This window comes from Halochromatium salexigens (assembly GCF_016653295.1).
GTDB lineage: Bacteria > Pseudomonadota > Gammaproteobacteria > Chromatiales > Chromatiaceae > Lamprobacter > Lamprobacter salexigens.
The window spans coordinates 12,930-34,241 of the sequence record NZ_NHSF01000048.1 but is presented as its reverse complement, the minus strand read 5'-3'; the positions used below and the strand labels follow the sequence as shown (position 1 = coordinate 34,241).

General features: G+C 66.0%; 17 protein-coding genes. 5 read left to right on the top strand and 12 right to left on the bottom strand.

The genetic code is table 11. The features are described from left to right. The first annotated feature begins 74 nt into the window (after nt 1-74). The 3 genes from lptD to pdxA are packed head-to-tail and all read left to right on the top strand — an operon-like array spanning nt 75 to nt 4,837. Nucleotides 75-2,522: an LPS-assembly protein LptD gene (lptD, locus tag CCR82_RS07140; RefSeq protein ID WP_242513327.1), complete on the top strand. Its 2,448-nt coding sequence runs from the start codon at nt 75-77 to the stop codon at nt 2,520-2,522. Next, nucleotides 2,503-3,804 (top strand): peptidylprolyl isomerase, encoded by a 1,302-nt coding sequence (locus CCR82_RS07135; RefSeq protein WP_201244708.1) that lies wholly within the window; start codon nt 2,503-2,505, stop codon nt 3,802-3,804. Before lptD ends, CCR82_RS07135 begins: the two co-directional genes overlap by 20 nt. Next, nucleotides 3,797-4,837 carry a 4-hydroxythreonine-4-phosphate dehydrogenase PdxA gene (gene pdxA, locus CCR82_RS07130; RefSeq protein WP_201244707.1) on the top strand — a complete coding sequence of 347 codons (1,041 nt, stop codon included), beginning with the start codon at nt 3,797-3,799 and terminating at the stop codon, nt 4,835-4,837. The genes CCR82_RS07135 and pdxA overlap by 8 nt, the downstream gene beginning before the upstream one ends. 10 nt (nt 4,838-4,847) lie before the next feature. On the opposite strand, the gene CCR82_RS07125 is transcribed toward pdxA, so the two are convergent. Beyond that, nucleotides 4,848-5,861, bottom strand: a complete 1,014-nt coding sequence (locus CCR82_RS07125; RefSeq protein ID WP_201244706.1) for a Gfo/Idh/MocA family oxidoreductase — start codon at nt 5,859-5,861, stop codon at nt 4,848-4,850. A gap of 12 nt (nt 5,862-5,873) precedes the next feature. Beyond that, nucleotides 5,874-6,041: a hypothetical protein gene (locus CCR82_RS07120; protein WP_201244705.1), complete on the bottom strand. Its 168-nt coding sequence runs from the start codon at nt 6,039-6,041 to the stop codon at nt 5,874-5,876. Between the two features lie 213 nt (nt 6,042-6,254). On the opposite strand from CCR82_RS07120, the gene CCR82_RS07115 reads away from it, so the two are divergent. Beyond that, the gene (locus tag CCR82_RS07115) at nt 6,255-9,410 is read left to right on the top strand and encodes an efflux RND transporter permease subunit (RefSeq protein WP_201244704.1); all 3,156 of its coding nucleotides are present in this window, start codon (nt 6,255-6,257) and stop codon (nt 9,408-9,410) included. A 24-nt stretch (nt 9,411-9,434) separates the two neighbouring features. Here CCR82_RS07115 and CCR82_RS07110 read toward each other — a convergent pair whose 3' ends face one another. The 9 genes from CCR82_RS07110 to CCR82_RS07070 form a co-directional block, all read right to left on the bottom strand. After that, nucleotides 9,435-12,263, bottom strand: a complete 2,829-nt coding sequence (locus CCR82_RS07110) for a cation-transporting P-type ATPase (protein WP_201244703.1) — start codon at nt 12,261-12,263, stop codon at nt 9,435-9,437. A gap of 67 nt (nt 12,264-12,330) precedes the next feature. Continuing rightward, nucleotides 12,331-13,764 (bottom strand): hypothetical protein, encoded by a 1,434-nt coding sequence (locus CCR82_RS07105; protein ID WP_201244702.1) that lies wholly within the window; start codon nt 13,762-13,764, stop codon nt 12,331-12,333. Then, the gene (locus tag CCR82_RS07100; protein ID WP_201244714.1) at nt 13,761-15,260 is read right to left on the bottom strand and encodes a complex I subunit 5 family protein; all 1,500 of its coding nucleotides are present in this window, start codon (nt 15,258-15,260) and stop codon (nt 13,761-13,763) included. Before CCR82_RS07100 ends, CCR82_RS07105 begins: the two co-directional genes overlap by 4 nt. Nucleotides 15,261-15,280: 20 nt before the next feature. Beyond that, complete coding sequence (locus CCR82_RS07095; RefSeq protein WP_338073128.1) at nt 15,281-16,810, bottom strand: complex I subunit 5 family protein; 1,530 nt, start codon at nt 16,808-16,810, stop codon at nt 15,281-15,283. A 74-nt stretch (nt 16,811-16,884) separates the two neighbouring features. Next, on the bottom strand, nt 16,885-17,196 hold the full coding sequence (locus CCR82_RS07090) for an NADH-quinone oxidoreductase subunit K (protein WP_201244701.1): 312 nt from the start codon (nt 17,194-17,196) through the stop codon (nt 16,885-16,887). After that, on the bottom strand, nt 17,193-18,227 hold the full coding sequence (locus tag CCR82_RS07085; protein ID WP_338073127.1) for a hydrogenase subunit MbhD domain-containing protein: 1,035 nt from the start codon (nt 18,225-18,227) through the stop codon (nt 17,193-17,195). Before CCR82_RS07085 ends, CCR82_RS07090 begins: the two co-directional genes overlap by 4 nt. Further along, the gene (gene mnhG, locus CCR82_RS07080; RefSeq protein WP_201244700.1) at nt 18,215-18,508 is read right to left on the bottom strand and encodes a monovalent cation/H(+) antiporter subunit G; all 294 of its coding nucleotides are present in this window, start codon (nt 18,506-18,508) and stop codon (nt 18,215-18,217) included. Before mnhG ends, CCR82_RS07085 begins: the two co-directional genes overlap by 13 nt. Next, nucleotides 18,498-18,821 carry an MrpF/PhaF family protein gene (locus tag CCR82_RS07075; protein WP_201244699.1) on the bottom strand — a complete coding sequence of 108 codons (324 nt, stop codon included), beginning with the start codon at nt 18,819-18,821 and terminating at the stop codon, nt 18,498-18,500. Before CCR82_RS07075 ends, mnhG begins: the two co-directional genes overlap by 11 nt. A 16-nt stretch (nt 18,822-18,837) precedes the next feature. Continuing rightward, on the bottom strand, nt 18,838-19,347 hold the full coding sequence (locus CCR82_RS07070) for a Na+/H+ antiporter subunit E (protein WP_201244698.1): 510 nt from the start codon (nt 19,345-19,347) through the stop codon (nt 18,838-18,840). 132 nt (nt 19,348-19,479) lie between these two features. Between CCR82_RS07070 and CCR82_RS07065 the strand changes: the two genes are divergently transcribed. After that, nucleotides 19,480-20,673: a hypothetical protein gene (locus tag CCR82_RS07065; RefSeq protein ID WP_201244697.1), complete on the top strand. Its 1,194-nt coding sequence runs from the start codon at nt 19,480-19,482 to the stop codon at nt 20,671-20,673. Between the two features lie 191 nt (nt 20,674-20,864). Here CCR82_RS07065 and CCR82_RS07060 read toward each other — a convergent pair whose 3' ends face one another. After that, entirely contained in the window at nt 20,865-21,311 is a 447-nt protein-coding gene (locus CCR82_RS07060) for a 3D domain-containing protein (protein ID WP_201244696.1), read from the bottom strand. Nucleotide 21,312: the final 1 nt, after the last annotated feature.

Below are 21,312 nucleotides of genomic sequence, written 5' to 3'. Positions count from 1 at the left end.
GAGAGCGCGCCCGGCATGGCGCCTGGCCCTTTTTTGTTCACTGCTCGCCGCGACCGTAATCACTCACCGAACGCATGACCGCTCTGGACCGCAGACGAATCCTCGCGGGGGCCACCACCCTCTTGCTCTGGGCGCCCGGTCAGTGCCTCGCCCAGACGCTGGCGCAAGAGCGGTTCGAGGCGCGCACATCGGCGACTCCAGCACCAGCACCGGCCTCGCAACTGCGCTCCGCCGTGCGCGAACAGCCTGCCGTGCGCGAGCAGCCGATGGACACAGCGGCGACAGTCGCTGACACGGCCTTGGCGTCCGCGCGCGATGATGAGTCTCCGCGCGAGCGCGAAGCGCGTCTGCATCAGGGGTTGGACTGGACCTTCTGCGGACCACGGCCCGCGCGGCTCGGCTCGGCGTCCATGGCACCGCCACTGGCCCCGGAGACCCCGATCGACATCGAGACCGGGGCCGTCGCCTACCAACGCGACTCCGACATCCTCATCCTCAGTGGCGGCGTCGATGTGCGCCGCGAGCAAGAGCGGGTGACAGCGGACCGGCTCATGTACGATCGCAACACCGGCAACATCACGAGCGCCGGCGAAACGCTGATGGAGCGCCCGGGTCTGCGGATGATCGGCGACGACGCCCTGCTCAACCTCGAGACCCAGCAGGGCCGGATGCAACACGTCCGCTATCGGTTCTCCAACAGCACCAATCTGCGCGGCACGGCCGATCTCGCCGAAGTGCTGAATCCGTCCCAGACACGCTACCGGGGCTTGGTGTACTCGACCTGTCCGCCGGGCAGCGATGCCTGGTCGCTCAAGGCCTCGCGACTCAAGCTCGATCAGGAGAAGGGCATCGGCGTGGCGCGTGACGCGCGTCTGCGCATCAAGGGGGTTCCAGTGCTCTATACCCCCTATCTGCGCTTTCCGATCGACGATCGGCGCAAGAGCGGCTTGTTGATCCCAACCGTTGGCGCCTCGGACGAGAGCGGCCTCGAGCTGGTGGTGCCCTACTACTGGAACATCGCGCCGAATCTGGATGCGACGATTTCGCCGCACTTCCTCAGCGAGCGCGGCCTGCTCATGGGCACCGAGCTGCGCTACCTCACCGGCCACGACGAGGGTCGCATCGAGGCCGAGATCATCCCGGAGGATGCCAAGTACGCGGGCAACGGCGCGCGCTGGGCACTGAACCTCGAGGAGGCCGGCACCTGGTTCGAGCGCGTCCATACGCAGGTGGAGTTCAGCGCGGTCTCCGATGAGCGCTATCTCGAGGATTTCGGCAATGGGCTCGATATCACCAGCACCCGGCGGCTGTTGCAGCGGGCAACGGCCACCTATCTCGGTCAGGGCTGGACGCTGCAGACCGCGCTCGAAGGCTATCAGACGGTCGATCCCGAGATCACCCCAGAGCAGCGGCCCTATGGTCGCCTGCCCCAGGTGCTGTTCGATCTGAATCCCGTCACGCTCGACAATGGACTCGTCGCCCGCGTCAATGCCGAGTACGACTACTTCGATCACAACCACATCGTCTACGGCCAGCGCCTCGCGCTGCAACCGAGCCTGAGCCTGCCGCTGCGGCGCAGCTATGGACACCTGATCCCCAGGCTCTCGCTCAACCTCAGCGGCTATGACCTGGCCAACACCGCCAAGGGGCAACCGACCTCGCCGAGCCATACGATTCCAACCCTCGAGGTCGACGGCAAGCTGGTGTTCGAGCGCGAGGCCAACTGGTTCGGCACGCAGGCGCTCCAGACCCTGGAGCCACGGCTGTACTATCTGTACACCCCCTATGAAGATCAGTCGGCGACACCGGTCTTCGACAGCTCAGAACTGACCTTCAATTTTGCCAATCTCTTCCGCGCCAATCGGTTCACCGGCCGCGACCGGATCGGTGATGCCAATCAGCTCACCACCGCCCTCAGCTCGCGTTTCCTGAACGCCCGCACTGGGGAGGAAATGCTGCGCTTGAGCGTGGGCCGCATCCTCTATTTCGCCGATCGCCGCGTGCAGATCGGCCGACCGACGCAGATCGACGCCGAGTCGCCGATCGCCGGTGAACTCGCGGCGCACTTGTTCGCGCATTGGCACGGGCGCGCGAGCCTCGAGTGGGACCCGGCGCAAGACAACGATCAATGGGGCCGGCGCACCCTCCAGCTCCGCTACCGAGAGCCGCAGACCAAACGCCTGCTCAACCTGGCCTATCGGTATGATCGTGGCACCAGCATCGATAACCGCTTCGAGGCCACCGATCTCTCCTTTCAGATGCCGGTTTCGCAGCAAGTCAATGTCGTCGGGCGCTGGCTCTACTCGCTCGAGACCGATGAAACCAGCGACGCCTTCGCCGGTCTCGAGTTCGGGCAATGCTGCTGGAAGGTGCGCGTGCTCGGGCGCCATTCCAAGCACCGCGCCGACAGCGCCGCGAGCACGTCGGTCATGCTACAAGTGGAGCTTGCCGGCCTCGGCGCCTTTGGCAACTCCGTCGATCGTTTCTTGCAACGAGAGATCTATGGCTATCAAGTCGACTAACGCCCTGCTGCTCTGGGCGGCCTGCATGCTGTGTGGCAACGCCGTGGCGCAGGTGCAATCCCTGGATGCCATCGTCGCCGTGGTCAACGATGACGTCATCGTCCAGAGCGAACTGGACACGCAGATCGATCTGCTCATCCCGGAGCTGCAAGCGCGTGGTGCGCCCATCCCCGATCCCGACACGCTCGAGGAACAGGTCCTCGAGCAACTGATCCTCGAGCGCCTGCAGATGCAGCGCGCGCAGACCATCGGCATCGAGGTCGATGAGGCCACGCTGAGCGAAGCCCTGACCAGCATCGCCGCGCGCAACGGCCTCGACCTGATGCAACTGCGTGCGGCGCTCGAGGCCAATGGCGTCTCGTTCGATGACTTCCGTGAGGATACGCGCCGCCAGATCATCACCTCGCGCCTGCAACAGGAAGAGATCGTCAAAGGCATCAACGTCAGTACACAGGAGGTCGCGCGCTTCGTCGAAACCGAACGCGACAGCCTGATCACGCGCAACGAGGTGCGCTTGCGCCATCTCCTCATCGCCTTACCCGAGGACCCCAGCCAGGCGCAGGTCGAGCAGGCGCGCGACAAGGCCAGGGGGCTGGTCAAGCGCTTGCGCCAGGGCGAGGACTTCGCGCGCCTCGCGCGGGCCAACTCCGATGGTGGCCGCGCCCAGGAAGGCGGCGATCTGGGCTGGTTCCCGCTCGATGAGGTGCCAAGCCTCGCGGTACGCCCGGCCCAGACCCTGGGGCGTGGAGAACTGACCGACCCGATTCGCAGCCCGAGCGGTTTTCACATCATCCAGGTCAGCGACATCAAGGGCGACACGCCCAAGCCGGTGACCCAAACCAAGGCCCGGCACATCCTGATCCGCACCAGCGAGGTGGTGTCCGATCAGGATGCGAAACGGCGCCTCGAGCAGTTACGCATGCGCATCGTCGGTGGCGATGACTTCGCGACCCTGGCGCGCTCGCATTCCGATGACACCGGATCGGCGTTGAACGGCGGTGATCTCGGCTGGGTCAACCCCGGGGATACCGTGCCCGCGTTCGAGCGCGAGATGGATGACTTGGCGCCAGGCGAGATCAGCCAACCCTTTGAAAGCCCCTTCGGCTGGCACATCCTGCAGGTCAACGAGCGGCGCGAGCAGGACACCGCCGATGAACTCTTGCGGTTGCGAGCCAAGGACGCGCTGCGCATGCGCAAGGCCGAGGAGGCCAAGGAGCTGTGGCTGCAGCGTCTGCGCGACGAGGCCTATCTCGAGGTGCGGCTGGATGAGTTCGATGACTGAGATCCCGCGCTTGGCGCTGACTCCCGGCGAGCCCGCGGGTATCGGCCCGGATCTCTGCATCGCCGCCGCCCAGCAGCCCCACGCGGCCGAGCTGGTGGCCGTCTGCGACCCCGACCTACTCGCCTCCCGGGCCGCGACGCTCGGACTGCCGCTGACGCTGGACGCCTTTGATCCCGAGCAGCCGGCGCGCCCATCAGCGCCCGGCAGGTTGCGGGTCGATGCCGCAGCGACCCTCGCCGCGCCGGTCGTTCCCGGCCTGCTTGACAGCGCGAATGCCACCTATGTCCTCGACACCCTGCGCGCGGGCTGCGCGGGCTGTCTCAGCGGGCGCTGGGACGCACTGGTCACCGGGCCGGTGCACAAGGGCATCCTCAACGAGGCCGGCTTGACCTTCAGCGGCCATACCGAATTCCTCGCCCAGCACTGCGCCAGGGGCGCCGAGCCCGTGCCGACCCCGGTGATGCTGCTCGCGGCCCCCGGTCTGCGCGTTGCGCTGGCCACCACCCATCTGCCGCTCGCGGCAGTGCCCGAGGCGATCACCGCGCCTCGGCTCGAGCACATCATCCGCGTCTTGGTCACCAGCCTGCGCGAGGCCTTCGGCATCCCGCAGCCCCGCATCCTGGTCTGCGGGCTCAATCCCCATGCCGGCGAAGGCGGCCATTTGGGCGGCGAGGAGCAGCAGGTGCTGATCCCGCTGATCGCACGGCTGCGGGCCGAAGGATTGGCGCTGGAGGGGCCACTGCCGGCGGATACCGCCTTCGTGCCGCAGCAGCTCGAGCAGGCCGACGCGGTGCTGGCGATGTATCACGATCAGGGGCTGCCGGTGCTCAAGCATCTGGGCTTTGGTCGGGCGGTGAATGTGACCCTGGGCCTGCCGATCATCCGCACCTCGGTCGATCATGGCACCGCGCTCGACCTCGCCGGCAGTGGCCGGGCCGATGGTGGCAGCCTGAAGGCCGCCATTGCGCTGGCCTCGGAGATGGTGCAAGCACGCAACTCAGGCACCGCGATTCGGATCTCGGAGCGCCCCTAAGGTCGATCGGCTAACTGGGCGCTGGATCTGATGCGGGGCGTGCATCGGCAGCAGGCGCCATCGCGGCTTGCTGCTCGGCAATGCTAGCCTGCACCTGCAAGGCGACGTCCAACGCGCGCAGTCCGGTCTGGCCATCGACCAGTGGCCGCTCGCGCGTGCGCACGCAATGGACAAAGGCCTCGATCTCACGATCGAGCGGCTGCACCGGCTCCACCCGCACGCGCGAGCGCTGGATCTCGGGGCGTTGGCCCGCATCACGCGGTTGCGGCACCGCGCTATCCAGGGTTTGGCCGATGAAGTCAAGCGAGAGATAACCTTGCGGCTGAAACACCCGAATACGCCGCGTCTTCTTGTCCGAGACCCGACTGGCCACCGTGTTCGCGACCGTGCCGTTGCTGAACTGCAGCCGCGCACTGGCGATATCGATACGCGGCGTCAACACCGGCGTGCCCACGGCCCGCACCTCGACCAGCTCGGCATCGACCAGGGCGAGGATGATGTCGATGTCGTGGATCATCAGATCCGCCACCACGTCGACATCGGTCGCGCGCTCGACGAAACCGCCCATGCGTTGCGCCTCGATATAGCGCGGGGCCTCGATGCGAGCCGCCAGCGCCATGACCCCGGCATTGAAGCGCTCCAGGTGGCCGACCTGCAAGAGCGCGCCCTGGCGCTCGGCGGCGCGGACGATCTCGGCGCCCTCGCGCGTGTCCACCGCGAGCGGCTTCTCGAGCAGGACATGGATGCCGCGCTCGAGATAGGCGCAAGCCACCGCGTGATGCGCCCTGGTCGGCACCGCGATGCTGACCGCATCGACCTGACCGATGAGGGCCAAGGGATCATCCCAGGCCGCGCAACCGGCTTCCTGGGCGACACTAGCGGCCCGCTCGCTGGCGGTGTCGCAGACTCCGACGAGTTCGACGCCCGCGAGGCGCGAGTAGATCAGGGCATGGAAACGGCCGAGGTAACCGACGCCGACGACCCCAACCTTGAGCGGATCAGGGGGGAAAGCAGGGAGGCTCACAGAGACGCTCGATCAGCCATCGATGGTCGGCGGCGTGGGTGCACGCTCGGCCATCGGCTGGGCCCGGTCCAGATGGTAGAGATTGATCTGGTAGCCGAGCGTCAGGGTCATACCAACCGCCAACGCGACCACGAGAACCTTGAAGAGATCAGGTTGTCGGCCACGGCGCTTCAGTGACATGGGTTCTGTGGACTCGCTTTGGCGTTGAATCGATGGTACCCGTCGCTGGGGCCTCGTTGGGAAAGGGGTGAACCGCTGACGCCCAACGCACTCTTATTATCCACGACCGACGCTCGGATGTCTGCGGATCAGATCACATTCGCCGCTCGCATCACCGGCTCCGGGCCGAGCACCACCCACATCGACAACCGCCCTCGCAGCGCTAACCACCCTATGCAGACAGGCATTTCGAGCTGGTCCATTCGCCATCCCATCGGTGTGGTCATGATGACGCTCGCGGTGATGGTGCTGGGGGCCTTCGCGCTCGAGCGACTCAATGTCGATCTGTTGCCGCAGATCATCTATCCAGATGTGCGCGTGCGCGTGCTCGACCCCGGCGTGCCGGCGACCATCATGGAAGACGAGATCACCCGCCAGCTCGAGGAGCAGCTTGCGATCACCGAAGGCGTGGTCGCCATCCAGTCGCGCACCCGCGAAGGCCGTTCGGCCGTCGATCTTTCGTTTCGCTATGGCGATGACGTCGATCAGGCCCTGCGCGACGCCAGCGCCCGACTCGACCGCGCCAAACGCTTCCTGCCGGAGAGCATCGATCCGCCGATCATCTACAAGCGCGATCCGTTCCAACTGCCGGTCGCCGAATATGTCATCGGCTCGACCCTGCGCGATCCGATCGAGCTGCGCGATCTGGTCGATTACGACCTCGCTCGGCAACTGCTCATCCTGCCCGGGGTGGCCGCCGCCGAGGTCGGCGGCGGGCTGGAGCGCGAGGTGCGGATCATCGCCGATCAGTATCGGCTGGCCGGGCTCGGGCTCGATGTCCTCGATCTCCAAGCGCGCCTGAACGCGGCCAATCGCGACGTGCCCGCCGGCCGTCTGCTGATGAGCGACGGCGAGATCAGCGCACGCACCGGCGGGCGTTTCGACTCGGTCGAGCAGATCGCCACGCTGCCGCTCGGCGATGCGGCGATGGGTGGGGCCGAGCAATTGCGCCTAGGCGAGGTCGCCCAGGTGCTCGATGGCGGCGCCGAGGAGCGCTTGCGCATCCGCCTCGATGACTCACCCGGCATCAAGCTCTCGATCCAGAAACAGCCGCTCAGCAACACCGTGGCGGTGGTCGACGCGGTGGATGGCGAACTCGCCCGGCTCGAGGCCGAGGGTCTGCTGCCCGACGACATCCAGATCGCCAAGGTCGACGATCAGGCGCGCTATATCCGCCAATCGCTGAGCAATGCGATCCAGGCCGCCCTCGGCGGCGCGCTGCTGGCGATGCTGGTGGTCTATCTCTTCCTCGGCAGTTGGCGGCGCACCCTGATCATCGGCAGCGCGATCCCGATCGCGATCCTGGTCACCTTCATCCTGATGGCCGCGTTCGGGCTCACCTTCAACATCATGACCCTCGGCGGGCTCGCGCTCGGCATCGGCATGCTGGTCGATAGCACCATCGTCATGCTCGAGAACATCCATCGCCACCAGCGCCGTGGCGAGCCCACGCTGGACGCGGCCAGCCAGGCCGCCGGCGAGGTGACCGGCGCGATCATCGCCGCGACCTCGACCAACCTGGCCGCCGTGCTGCCGTTTTTGTTCATCGGCGGTCTCATCGGTCTGCTGTTCCGCGAACTCATCTTCACCATCTCGGCGGCCATCGTCGCCTCCCTGGTGGTCGCGCTGACCCTGGTGCCGGCACTCGCCAGGCAGGTCTCGGCCGGGCGTGAAGGTGCCTTGCGACGCGGCATCGATCGCGCCATGGCGGCGCTGGAGAACGGCTATCGCTGGCTACTCCAACGCTTGTTGACGCGGCCCTGGTTGGTGCTGCCGGTGTTCATCATCGCGCTCGCGCTGACGGCCTCGAGTCTGTTCTCGGCCAAGCCGGCCTTCCTGCCGACGCTCGACGAAGGCGACGTGCGCATCAGCCTCAGCGCCGACACCGGCATCAACCTCGAGCAAATGGATGCGCTGACCCGCCAGGTCGAGGCCATCGTCAGGGCACAGCCCGAGACGCGCTCGGTGTTCACCACCGTCGGTGGCTTCGTCTTCGGCCGCTCGACCTTCGAGAACAGCCATCGCGCCAGCCTCCAGGTGCAGCTCGCACCCCTGCGCGAACGCGACCTCGGCAGCCGCGACTGGATCGAGCGCATCAAGGCCGAGATCAAGGCGGCCTCGATTCCCGGCTTGAAGGTCTATCTGTACACGCGCGGCATTCGTGGCATCCGCTTCAACCGGGGCGACGATGATCTCAGCCTGCGGCTCAAAGGCCCCGAGCTCGAGACCCTGGTCGCGCTCGCCGATGACATCCTCGCGCGCCTCGAAGGGATCAAGGGACTGAGCAACCTGCAACATTCCAATCAGGAGCCGACGCGCGAGTTCTCGATCGAGATCGATCGCCAACGCGCGGCCAGCCACGGCCTCGATGTGCAGGACATCGGCCGCGTGCTGCGCTTTGCGCTCGAGGGCCAGGTCATCACTCAACTGATCGAAGGCGACCGCAGCATCGATGTGCGCCTGCGTCTCGACCGCGAGGATATCGCCACCCCGGGCGATCTCGAATCGATCATCCTGTTCAGCCGCGCGCCCGGCGCCAACACGCGCGCCAATCTGCGCACCCGTTCGCGCCCCGGCATCGATGGCGACGATCAGCGCACAGCGGATGCCGCAAAACGCCCGATCCGCCTCGGCGATCTGGCCGAGATCCGCATCCTGCCGCAACCCGAGACCATCCTGCGCGATCGCCAGCAGCGCATCGTCGAGATCAGCGCCTCGATCGGCGGCGAGCTGACCTTGGCCGAGGCCATCGAGCAGGCGCTGGCGGCAGCGGCCGAGGTTAACCTGCCCCCTGGCTACAGCCTCTACGAGGCCGGCAGCCTCGAGACGCTGCAGCAGGGTCAGGACATCGGCCGACTCCTGCTCGGTCTGGCGGTGTTCCTGGTGCTGGTGGTGATGGCCGTTCAGTACGAATCGCTGCGCAATCCGCTGATCATCCTGCTCTCGGTGCCCTTCGCGCTGATCGGCGTCGCGCTCGGCCTGGGCGGGACCGGGACCAACCTGTCGATGCCGGTCTGGCTCGGCATGATCATGCTCGCCGGCATCGTCGTGAACAATGCCATCGTGCTGGTCGAGTTCATCGAACTGCGCCGACGCGCCGGCGATGCGCGCGATCAGGCGATCATCGAAGCGGCGCGGCTGCGCCTGCGCCCGATCCTGATGACCACCCTGACCACCGTCTTCGGCATGCTGCCCTTGGCGCTCGGCCTCGGCGAGGGCTCGGAGATGCTCAGTCCGCTGGCCCTCACCATCGTCGCCGGCCTCAGCTTCTCGACCCTGGTCTCGCTGCTGTTGGTGCCCAGTCTTTACCGGCTGCTGAGCACGGGCTAGCCTAAATTCCAGGGCCGCTCGACCTTAACCTGACTCCAGAGCGCGCCGTTGCAGGACCCGACGCTTCTCGTGCTCGACGATGAACAACACCGAGGAGGCGACCAGCACGATCAGCAGCCAGTGGCCAGCACCGAGCGCCGCAGTACCGAACAGCATCTGCAGCGGCCCCCAATAAGTGAAGGCGATCTGGAACAAGATCAGCAACACGACCGCAAGCAATACATAGCGGTTGCCGAACAAGCCGCGGAGGTTGAGCACCGGCGCCTCCATGTAGCGCGAGTTAAACAGGTAGAAGATCTCGAACATCACCAAGGTATTAACCGCCACGGTGCGCGCTTGTTCGATGCTCCCATTCAGCCAGTGATCGAGCAGGAACAGACTGAAGGTGCCAACCATCAGGATCAGCGACACATAGCCAATGCGCCAGAGGAAGGTCGGCGACAGCACCGGTTGTCGGGAGTCACGCGGTGGTCGGCTCATCACGCCCGGTTCCGGCGGCTCGAAGGCCAGCGCCAGTGCCAGGGTCACGGCGGTGATCATGTTCACCCAAAGGATTTGCACCGGCGTCAGCGGGAACTGCTGGAAGCCGAACAGGATGGCGCCCAGCACCACCAAGGCCTCGCCGCCGTTGGTCGGCAGGATGAACAGGATCGCCTTGCGCAGATTATCGTAGACGGTGCGACCCTCCTCGACCGCGTTCGCGATCGAGGCGAAGTTATCATCGGCCAGCACCATCTCGGAGGCCTCCTTAGCCGCCTCAGTGCCATTGATGCCCATGGCCACGCCAACATCGGCGCGCTTGAGCGCCGGCGCATCGTTGACGCCGTCACCGGTCATCGCGACCACGATCCCGGCCTCTTGCAGGCGTTGCACCAACCGCAGCTTGTGCTCCGGCGTGACCCGCGCATAGACGTCAACCTCGCTCACGCGACGCTGCAGCTCGACGTCCTCCATCGCATCCAACTCGCGGCCGGTCAGCGCGGTCTCGGTGCTGCACAAGCCGATCTGGCGCGCGATGGCCTTGGCCGTCGTCGCATGGTCGCCGGTGATCATCTTCACCCGGATACCGGCCTGCTGGCAGACGCGCACTGCGGCGATCGCCTCCTCGCGCGGTGGGTCCATGAGTCCGAACAAGCCCAGCAGCGTCAGTCCGTGCTCGACATCCTTGAAATCAAGGTCGCCGCGATGCGGCTCACCGGGCTTGACCGCCACCGCCAGCACGCGCTGGCCAGCCTCGGCCATCACCTCCATGCGCTGTTGCCAGGCGTCCAGGTCCAGGGGCCGATCGCCATCACGGGTGCGCTCGCTCGCGCAACGCTCGAGCACCGCCTCGGGCGCGCCTTTGACAAAGATGAACGACTCCGAGGCATGGCTGTGATGCAGGGTCGCCATGAACTTATGGCTGGATTCAAACGGGATCAGATCGGTACGCGGCAGCTCCTTGGTGATCAGCTCGGTATCCAACCCACCCTTGACCGCGGCGACCATGAGCGCGCCTTCCATGGGTCCGCCATGCACCCGCCACCCGCCCTCGCGCTGCTCCAGCGAGGCATCATTACATAGCGTCACCCCGCGCAGGGCCTCGATCAGCAACGGATCATCCTGCGCGTCGATCGACTCATCCTCGGCCATGAAGACGCCGTGCGGATCATAGCCAGTACCGGAGAGGCTGAGCCTGCGTTCCTGCGTGGCAACCGTGCCCACGGTCATCTCGTTGCGGGTCAGGGTACCGGTCTTGTCCGAGCAGATCACGCCAACCGTGCCCAGGGTCTCGACCGCGGGTAGCCGTCGGATGATGGCATTGCGCCCAGCCATGCGCTGTACGCCGATGGCCAGGGTAATGGTCATGATCGCTGGCAGCCCCTCTGGAATCGCCGCCACCGCCAGCCCAACCGAGGCCAGAAACATATCAGCCGCGCTGTAATCGCGCACCAGGAGTCCGAAAGCGAAGCTGGCTGCGGCAATGACCAAAATCGCCAGCGTCAGCCAGCGGCCGAACTGAGCCATCTGTCGCAACAGCGGCGTGGTCAACTGTTGCACGTCGGCCACCATGGCACTAATACGGCCGATTTCGGTGCCGGCGCCGGTCGCGACCACGATGCCCGTCCCCTGTCCATGCGTCACCAGGGTGCCGGAATAGGCCATGCAGCGCCGATCAGCGAGCGCGGTATCGGCGTTCAGTGGATCAGTGCCCTTCGCCACTGGCACCGATTCGCCAGTGAGCGCGGCCTCTTCGATATCAATGCCCTTGGCGCGCAGTAGGCGCAGATCGGCCGGCACCTTATCGCCGGATTGCAGTGCGACCAGATCGCCCGGCACCAGCTCGGTGGCCTCCACCGTCACCAGCCGTCCGTCGCGCCAAACGCGCGCGTGCGGCGAGAGCATGCCACGGATCGCCTTGAGCGCGTCCTCGGCCTTGCCTTCCTGCACGAAGCCGATGATGGCATTGATCAATACGACTCCGAAGATGACCCCCGCATCGAGCCAATGCTGCAGCAAAGCTGTCACCACACCGGCAACGATCAGCACATAGATCAATACGTTGTGGAACTGCGCTAGGAAGCGCATCAATGGGCTGCGTGGCTTGGCCTCGGGCAGCTTGTTGGGACCATGCTCGGCAAGCCGCCGTTCGACTTCGGGCTGCTTCAGCCCGCCCTCGCTGCTGTTGACGCGCAGCAACACCGTCTCGGTCTCTTGCGCATGCCAGTTCACAGTCTCTTCAGCCTGCGGCGTCAGCGCCGGGATCGCGGAGCCACCGCGGCCCCGCAACCACCAGCGTCCAACGCCGGCGGCCAACGCGAGTAGAGCCAGGAGGCCGAGTGTTGAAAGCCAGGAAAAGTTTGAATCGAGCATAGGTCATCCTGCTTGGTGCACCTTAAACAAGCGCTTTAGCGCCATCCTATCAGAGGGAGGGCCGCGGTCAGCGACCTCCTAGCAAGCGCGGCAACCGCACGGCGGTTAGCAACAGATCGCCTGGCGGCACGCGTGGCAACCGCGCCAAGAGCGGCGCTAGCAGCAGACTGGTCGCCGCTGAAATGAACAATGCCAGTGCCGCGACAGAGGCAACCGCCAGCGGATCGGCCATCAGGATAGCCCAGAGAGCGGCACTAAGAACAAGCAACAGCGGTAGCCGTGGACTGAAGGCAAGCGCGGCTCCATCGCCCTGCTGCCGATTCCAGAGCAATTGGCCAATGAGCACCCCGAACAACAGATACGCGCTGATCACCACCGGCATCCGCGCATCCACCGAGAATGCGCCCAGCATGGCCACTAACGCATCGGCAAGCAACAACACCGCAAACCCATTGATCGACCAGTCCAGCCAGGACTGACGCGCAGGCGATGGCGCCCCCCGCGCTAGCAGTGATGCCAACGCGAGACCGGCTTGACCGAGCGCCATTGTCGCCACGCTAGCATCGACCGTCCCATGAGGCATCGCTTCATCACCACCCGCAACGCTCAGTAACACCAGCCAGAACCCGCTGAGTGCGCTGATCGAATATCCGAGCAAGGCCCGGCGCGAGCCCTGCAACGTCCCTAGCATAACCGCGAGTCCCAAGCCAGCCAATGCCACCCAGGCCAGGATCATCGCACCCGAGCCAGGCGGCTCCCCCGTTGCCAACAAGCGCACCCAAGGGAGTAATCCTGCCGCAAACACGAAACCAGGCAGGATCTGGCCGAACTCGGCCGCCGGACCGGAAAGCATCCGCGGTAGCCAGGCATGCAGACCGAACACCGCTGCCTTGGCACCAAAGCCGAGCACCGTGAGCAATAACAAGATCGCGCTCCCGCCGAGGGCGGCGCTTGGCGCGGTCGCCAGGCTCAGCCCTATACCGCCCTTCACCAACAGCAGTAGCAGCTCGAACAGCAGCAGATCGCTGAGCACCAGCAACACCAAGAAGGCCCGTGCCCCAGGCTGTCTGGCGGCGAGTCCATAGAGCGCATAGGCGCCGACCGTCGAGGCGAGCAGAAACACCATCAGATTACCAGCCACCGCCAGCCCGAAGCTGCCGCTCATCGCCAACAAGAACAACAGCGCCGGGCCACGGCACCGCAGACGCTCGCCGGCCAACCAGCCCGCGACCAACCACAATAGCGCCAACAGCACCAGAAACGGTCGCCCAATGGCATCGATCATCAGACTGCTGCCGAGCATCAGGCCGGGCAGAAGCAGTTCAGTCTCCGGCGCTCCCAGGCCGGCCAGCAGCGCCGGCAGTCCCGCCCAGGGCGCGAGCACGCTAATCCTCCCGACCAATCGCGGCAGCGTCAGCAGGCCAGCCAGCAGCAAGGGCGTGACCACGACCAGCAAGGGCGCCCACTGACCGAGGGTCGCCAGCAGTGAGGCGGCGCTCATGGCCGATAGAACTCGCGCTCGGCGATCAGCCGCGCCCATTCCAAGGGCGTGAAGGGCATGGACGCGAACAGGCCCATCAGCAGCGAGAGCGCAGCCGTGATCAGCGTCGGCAACAGCAGTAGCCACGCGGTTTCCTGGGCGCCGAAATCGCGCTCCTCTGGCCAGGCCGCGGGCGGCTCGCGGAACCAGGCCCGATACAGAATCGGCAGAAAATAAGCCGCGTTCAACAGGCTGCTGCCAGCGAGCACGAACAGCGGCCAATGCACGCCGGCCTCGAGTCCGCCGAGGCCGAGGTACCACTTGCTGATGAAGCCGGCCATCGGCGGCAGCCCGATCATACCGAACACCCCAATGGTGAAGGCGACCATGGTCCAGGGCATGCGCTGGCCGACGCCATTCATCTCGCTGACCTTGTGGATGCCCAGGGTCTCGGCGAGGTTACCGGCACAGAAGAATAGAGTGATCTTCATCACTCCCTGATGTACCAGATGCACCAGACCGCCAACCGTCGCCAAGGGCCCAACGATGGCGACCCCGAGCACGATATAAGAGACCTGACTGACCGTGGAGAAAGCCAACCGACGCTTGAGATCATCCTGGAATAGCGCGCGCGTCGAGCCGTAGAGGATGGTGAACGCAGCTACCAGCGCGAGCGGGCCAGTGACCCCAAGCTCGGCCGCGACCTCGACGCCGAAGACGTCGTAGACGATGAGTACGATGCCGAAGGCACCCGCCTTCACCACCGCCACCGCATGCAACAGGGCGCTCACCGGCGCTGGTGCCACCATCGCGCGCGGTAACCAGCTGTGCAGAGGCACCAGCGCCGCCTTGACCCCAACACCGATGATCAACAGCACAAAGATCGCCACCAACGACCAACGATGGCTATCAACGGCATCGGCCACGAAACCACGGGTGGCGAAGGTCAGGGTACCCACCAGCGTGTACAGCCAGACGGTACCGGCCAGCAACAGTGCCCCGGCGATCACGGTATGGGCCAGATAGACCTGTCCGGCGCGCCGCGCCTCCTCGGTACCACGGTGCACCACCAGCGGATAGGTCGTGAGCGTCAACAGCTCGAAGAAGAGCAGGAAGGTGAGCAGATTACCGGCCATCGCCACACCGACCGTCGCCGTCACGCAGAGGCTGAAAAAGCCGAAGAAGCGGCTGCGATTCGGCGAATCTTCCAGATAGCCGATCGCATAGAGGGTAGTCAGCAGCCAGAGTCCGGCCGAAAGCACCAGGAACAGCAGCGACAGCGGCCGCACTCGCAGCACCAGATCCAGCCCCGGCAGCAGCGGCAGATTGGCCTCGTACTGCTGTTGGTGGAAGACGCCCCAAAGCATCGCACTAACCAGCGCCAGCTTGATCAGGGCACCGGTCAGATTCAGCAGCGTGCGGGTCCAATAGCGTCGCTCGGCGAGGAAAAAGATCACCAGGCCGGGCAACAGCGAGCTGGCCAATACCAGCAGCGGCAGCCAGGCATTCGCTGGCATCGTGGCCTCAATGGTCGGCGTCATGGCGCTGCCTCTGACACCGCTCCGACTTCCGCGATAGCCTCGGTGCCGATCTCCGCGAGGGGCGCAGCAAAGGGCGCGCCAACCTCGAGCAACGGCCAGAACCAGGGCGCGGCGAAGCCGAGCAGGATGGCGCCGAACGCCAGCAGCAAAGCGCTCCATTGCATCGCGAGCGGCACCGCCTCGCCTTCTTGGGCGATCTTGGTCGCGGTGAAGGCGTAACCGATCACCTTGAACACATAGCCGGCAGCCAGGATCCCGCCCACCAGCACCACCAGCGCCAGCCCCCAGCGGCCTTGGGTAAAGGCGGCCTCGAGCAGGAGCCACTTGCCGATGAAACCACCGCTCGGCGGCAGCCCCATGATGCTGACACCACCGAGCACAAAGGCGGTCAGCGTCAACGGCAGCCGCTGTGCCGCGCGGTCGAGATCGGCGATGCGGTCATGACCGGCAAATCGGAGCAAACCGCCAGCACTGAGGAACATCGCGGCCTTAGCCAAGCCGTGCGCCAGCGCCAAGTACAGCACCGCGCGCCAGGCGATCTCCCCAGCCTGGACACCGGTCAATGGAAAGGCCAAAAACAGATAGCCGACCTGTGCAACGGTCGAATAGGCGATCAACAGCTTCAGCCGGCGCTGGCGCAATGCCTGCACCGAGCCCCAGAGTATCGCGGCGGCGCCGAGCAGCCCCAGCAACTCCGGTAGTAGCGTCGGCAGCAGGCCAGCAAGCCCACTGAACAGCGCCAGCCACAGGCGCAACAGCAGATAAAACGAGGCCTTGATCACCAACGCCGAGAGCAAGGCGCTCACTGGCGCCGGTGCACTGCCGTGCGCCGGCGCCAGCCAGAAGTGGAACGGCCACAAAGCCGTCTTCAACAACAAGCCCGCCACCATCGCCAGCAACGCGGCCGAGGCGACGGCGCCGGCCTCGAGGCGCTCGCCGAGCAGGACCATGTCGACGGTTCCATACCCGTGATAGAGCAAGGCAACCCCGAGCAGATAGGCGGCCGAGCCGAGCAGACTCACGAACAGATAACGCATGGCCGCGTTCAGCGCCGTTGCACTGCCGCTAAGCGCAGTCAGCGCCGCCGCCGACAGCCCGAGCAGCTCGAGCATCACATAGAGATTGAACAGATCCGCCGCCAGATAGAGCCCGTTCAACGCCGTCCACAGCAGCAGCCAAAGTGGCCAAAACCAACGCCGCTGCTCGGAATGCTCGGCGAAGTATGCCGGCGCGAAGGCGCTGACGCCGAGCCCGACCAGGGCCGTCATCAACAGCAAAACCGCGCTCAGCCCATCCGCCACCAGATCGATGCCGAGCGGCGCCGCCCAAGCGCCAACCGCTACCCGCAGCGGCCCGTCGCCGAGCAAGCCCCGCACCAAGCCCAGGGTCGCGAACAGGATCAGCGTCGCGGCCAGCAGCCCCAGCCAGTTGGCCGCGCGGGGCACAAGAAAGCAGGCCAAGGCCGCGAGCAGCGGCACGAACACCAGTGCGGCGGCCCATTCGGCGCCGCTCAACGGCATGGGCATTGCGCTCGTCCTCGCCTGAGCATCGGCATCAAGCTCCTGCTCGTACTCGCGCTCGCCAAAGCATCGGCATCGCGCTACTCCTCGTCGCCGTCGTCGCCGAGCCAGGTGCGGCCCGTCGCCGCGCGCAGCGCCTGGATCATCGCCAGCGCCAGCGCGGTCGCCGCCACCGCCACCACGATCCCGGTCAACACCATCGCCTGCGGCACCGGGTCCGGCTCGGCGCCGGGCGCGCGTCGCGCCAACCCGGCCAGGAGCAGGAAGATGCCGCTACTGATGACGTTAAAGGCCAGCACCTTGCGCAGCAGATGCCGCTGCACCAGCAGCGCATAGAACCCGAGCACGATCAGCCCGACCCCGGCCAAGGCAAACACCAACACCGAGGTCATGGCCGCCCACCGATGAACAACGCCGCCAGGATGGCACCGATCGACAGCGTCGCCGCCAGCTCGATGGCCAGGAGTGCCGGCTTCGCCCAGCCCGGCGGATAACCGAGCAGCGGCTGGCCGAAGGCCATGACGACCAGCCCCATGCAGGCGAACACCACCACGCCGAGCACCAGCACCAGCCGCAACGGCCAGCCGGTCGCGCGCGGTGGCACCCGCCAACCGCTCAGACGCAGCAACACGCCAGCAGCCCCCAGCACCGAGCCGGCCTGAAACGCCCCCCCGGGCGCATGCGCGCCGACCCAGACCAGATAGGCGGCGACCAGGATCATCAGCGGTGCCAGCAGCCGACTGAGCGCCGCCAACGCCGGCTCCTGCTCCTCATCGCCCAGATGCGGCGCGCTCGACAACGACCAGACCCCGAGCAGCGCCAGCAGCAGCACCGCCAGCTCGAGCAGGGTGTCGTAGCCGCGAAAGTTGAGCAGCACGGCGGTGACCGGATGGGCGACGCCAGACGCCTCGAGCCGCGCCGCGACCAGATCAGTGAGCCCCGGCGCCGGCAGCCACAGCTGCCAGACCACCCAGCCGAGCCCGGCCAAGGGCACGAGCAGCAGCAGGGCGAGCAGGATCCGCAGGGCGATCGGCATTGCGCTGCCTGTCGCATCCATCGTGGCGCTGGCCGTCAGCGTCGGCTTGGACTTGGCATCGGGCTCGGCAAGCGCCTGCGAGCAGCCTTGCCAATCGCCCTCTTGCTCAGTCGAGGCATCGGCGGTTTCAGCCTCGGCGGACTGCAACTTGGCCAGCGCCGCGAGCAGCAATGCACCGGTGACACCAGCACCGAGCGCGATCTCGGCGAGTGCGATATCGACCGCATCCAGCCGCACCCAGACCAGCCCCAACACCAGCCCGAGGGCGATGAACAGCACCACGGCGCGAAACAGATCCGGGCTGCTGAGCGCGCGCCAGGCCAGCCACAGCAGGGTGAGCGCCAGCACCAGATCGATCGCCAGCGGCAGCAGGTTCAGCGACGCCACGGCGCGATCCCCTTGCCTTGTGCCCAGCTCGCGACCAGTTGACCAGCCGTCGCCGAGGCGGCCAGCAACAGCAGCCAGATGAACAGCAGCTTGCCGGCCGCGGCCAGGGATTCGGCCTGCAGCATCAGCCCCAGCACCATCAGCCCCAGGCCGAGATTGTCGGCCTTGGTCAACGCATGCAGGCGCGTGTAGACATCCGGAAAGCGCAACAGCCCCAAGGTTCCGGCCAGGAAGAAGACGGCGCCAGCAACGAGGAAGAATGCCGAGAGACTAATGAGCATGCCCGTCCTCCGCCACCTCGGCCGCGCGCCCCTGATCCACTGGCCCCGTCTGCGCGGATGCCGCAATGCGTGCCCGGCGCGTGAAGGCCGTCACCGTGATCGCCGCCAGCAACGCCAACACCAACGCCACATCACGCAGTGATGGCACTGCGGATACCTCGGCCAACAACAGTAGGATGGCGGTCGCGGTCGTGCCGAACAGCTGCGCCGCCAGCATGCGATCCGCCGCAGTCGGCCCGCGGCGGATGCGCCACAGTCCCGCCACCAGCGTCAGCAGCAGAAACAGGATCAAGGCGAAATACAGGGTCTGCATCGAACGCTTCCTGAAGTCAAAAACCGGGAATGCGGTAGACCGCGCCAACACACCGCTCTAACCGCTCGAGATCCTGATGCCAATGGCCGCGCCGGTCGAGCACATGCACCCGCAAGCGGCCCGCGCAGATCACCGCCAGGGTGCCTGGCATCAGACTCACTAAGCCGGACATTAGAACGGTCGCCGGGCCCGGTGGCAGACGCAGCGGATAGTCGATCAGATCCGGCGACAGCGGCAATCGCCAGCGGAAGGCACGCAGGGCCACATCGACCCCACCGAGCAACGAATGCCAGAGAAAGAAGCCGATCAGGCGCAGCAGGGCCAAGGGCGCGACAGGCTGTAATGGTCCCTCACCTGCGCGCGCGCGGAATCGCGCCAGGGTACTGAGCAACGCGGCGATAATGACGAAGGGCGCACCGAACAGCAGCGCGGCCTGCTGTCCGGTGGTCAGCAGCCACCACAGCAAGGTAAAGACCAGCAATCGCCAGGTGAGCGCCGCAGCGAATGCTCCCGCAGGAAAAGGCATCGAAACCCCTGACTACACCATGGGAGAACCTTAAAAGGGTCTCACAGATGCGCCCGTAGCGGAACTGCGCGAGACGACAGCGCCGGCATGGGCGGTATAGCATTACCGAAACCCAGAACGCTAAGAGCTACGATGAGTGAGACTAAGCTGCATCAAATCAGACGGCGTTTCAGCGACGCCTATCGCGCCCGCCACTATACCGACTGCATCCGCCTGGCGACCGAGGGCCTGCAACTCGCCGAGGCCAACCATGATGTGGCGACCCAGACCTTGATGCAGGTGTGGCTGGGCGAGAGCCACTGGCAGCGCAAGGAAACCGAACCAGCGGTGGCGGCGCTCAGCCGCGCGGCCGCGGCCGAGCCGCCAGCCGATCCCGGTGATGTCTTCAATGCCCTCTCGACACTGCTGAACATCGCCATCCTCGAGCGTCCGCTGGCCGAGGCCAGGGCGCTGATCGCGCAAGGGCACACCCACTTAGCGCGCCATGACCAGCAGCGCTCGCGCCACATGCTCGACCTCAGCGAAGGCGATCTCGCGGCCCGCCGTGGCGACTGGCCAGCGGCTCAGCACCACTATCGCGCGGCCTATGAGCATCAGCACGGCGATACCGGCTCGCCGCGCTTCACCCTTGCCTCCTATCAGATCAAGCTTGCCGAGGCGAGCTTCATGCTCGGTGACGCCAAGGCGCTGAGCGATTGGTGCGCGCAGATCCATGCCACGCCCAAGCTGGTCGAAGGCGATCGGCTGCGTGCCGAGCAGGCGCGCCTGCTCTGCTATCGCGCCGGCATCGCCGAGCCAGCCGGCGCCCGGGGTGGCGCAGCGGCCACGGCCCGCCGTCTGCTGCGCTGGCTCGAGGAGATCGATGGCCATCAGGCCGAGTTCGCGCGCGACGCGATGCAAGTGCTGCTGCGCGAGGGCGACTGGCTCAGCGTCGAGACCTGGCTCAACTACCCCGGCATTGGTGATAATCCGCTGATGCGTGGTGATCTGCATCTGGCGCGCGCGCGGCAGGCGCTCGGTTTGCCGGCGCTCGACCCAGATTGGTCAACGGCGACACCCCACCCCGAGGTCACGGCCAATCCAGCAGCCAACGCTAACGGCCTGAGCGAGAAAACAGACCCGCAAACAGGCACGAAGCCGAGCATCAAAACGGGCTCTAAAACGATCGCCAAGGCACGGGACAACCTCGAGGCTGCCCGGGCGCATTATATCGACAAGCAAACCTGGGCCGCGCACGAAGACCAGCGTCTGGAAACAAACCACCATCGCCAACGACTTGATGCACGCCTGCAACGGGTGGAAGCCCTTACCCAGAAACTGCCATGACACCCTGCCTTCCTACCCCGCTCACTCAGGAGAACCCGCATGACGGATAGCCAATCAAACCAACGCTTTAACCCCGATCACGCGGATGCCGTACTCGCCCCCCGCCTACGCCCGCCGCGGCATGCGGCAAGCCAAGGGCGCAACAGGCGGGTACTCGGAGGTACGGCATCAGTGACGAGGCGGGCTTACGCTCACCAGTGCAGCACGACCTCGCGCCTGCCCCACTCGCGCGCGCGCTCGAGGTCGTTGCCCATATAGATGTCGATGCGCCGCGTCCAGCGTTTGTTCATCTTGTCGCGGACGGTGTAGACACCGGGCAGGCCCTCGATCTCGACCTTGGCACCATTGGTCAGACCGAGTTCGAGCAGATCGCGGGAGACGGCGATCGACTTCTCGCCTGGTGTGAGTCGGTTGTTCCAGGCCGCGAGATAAGGATCCCCGCTGGTCTCGGAGGGGCGCGAGGTGTAGGCCGTCGCCTTGACCTCGAGCCGATGGCGCGCCTCGCCGACGGGCTCTTCGCGCAGCGGCTCCTTGCTCACGCGCTCGGCGAATAGCACCAGGATCAGCACCAGGATCAAACCGAGTGTTGCCGCGATCACGAGCCCGAATCGGGGTCGGGTCTTGGATGCTACTGGCATG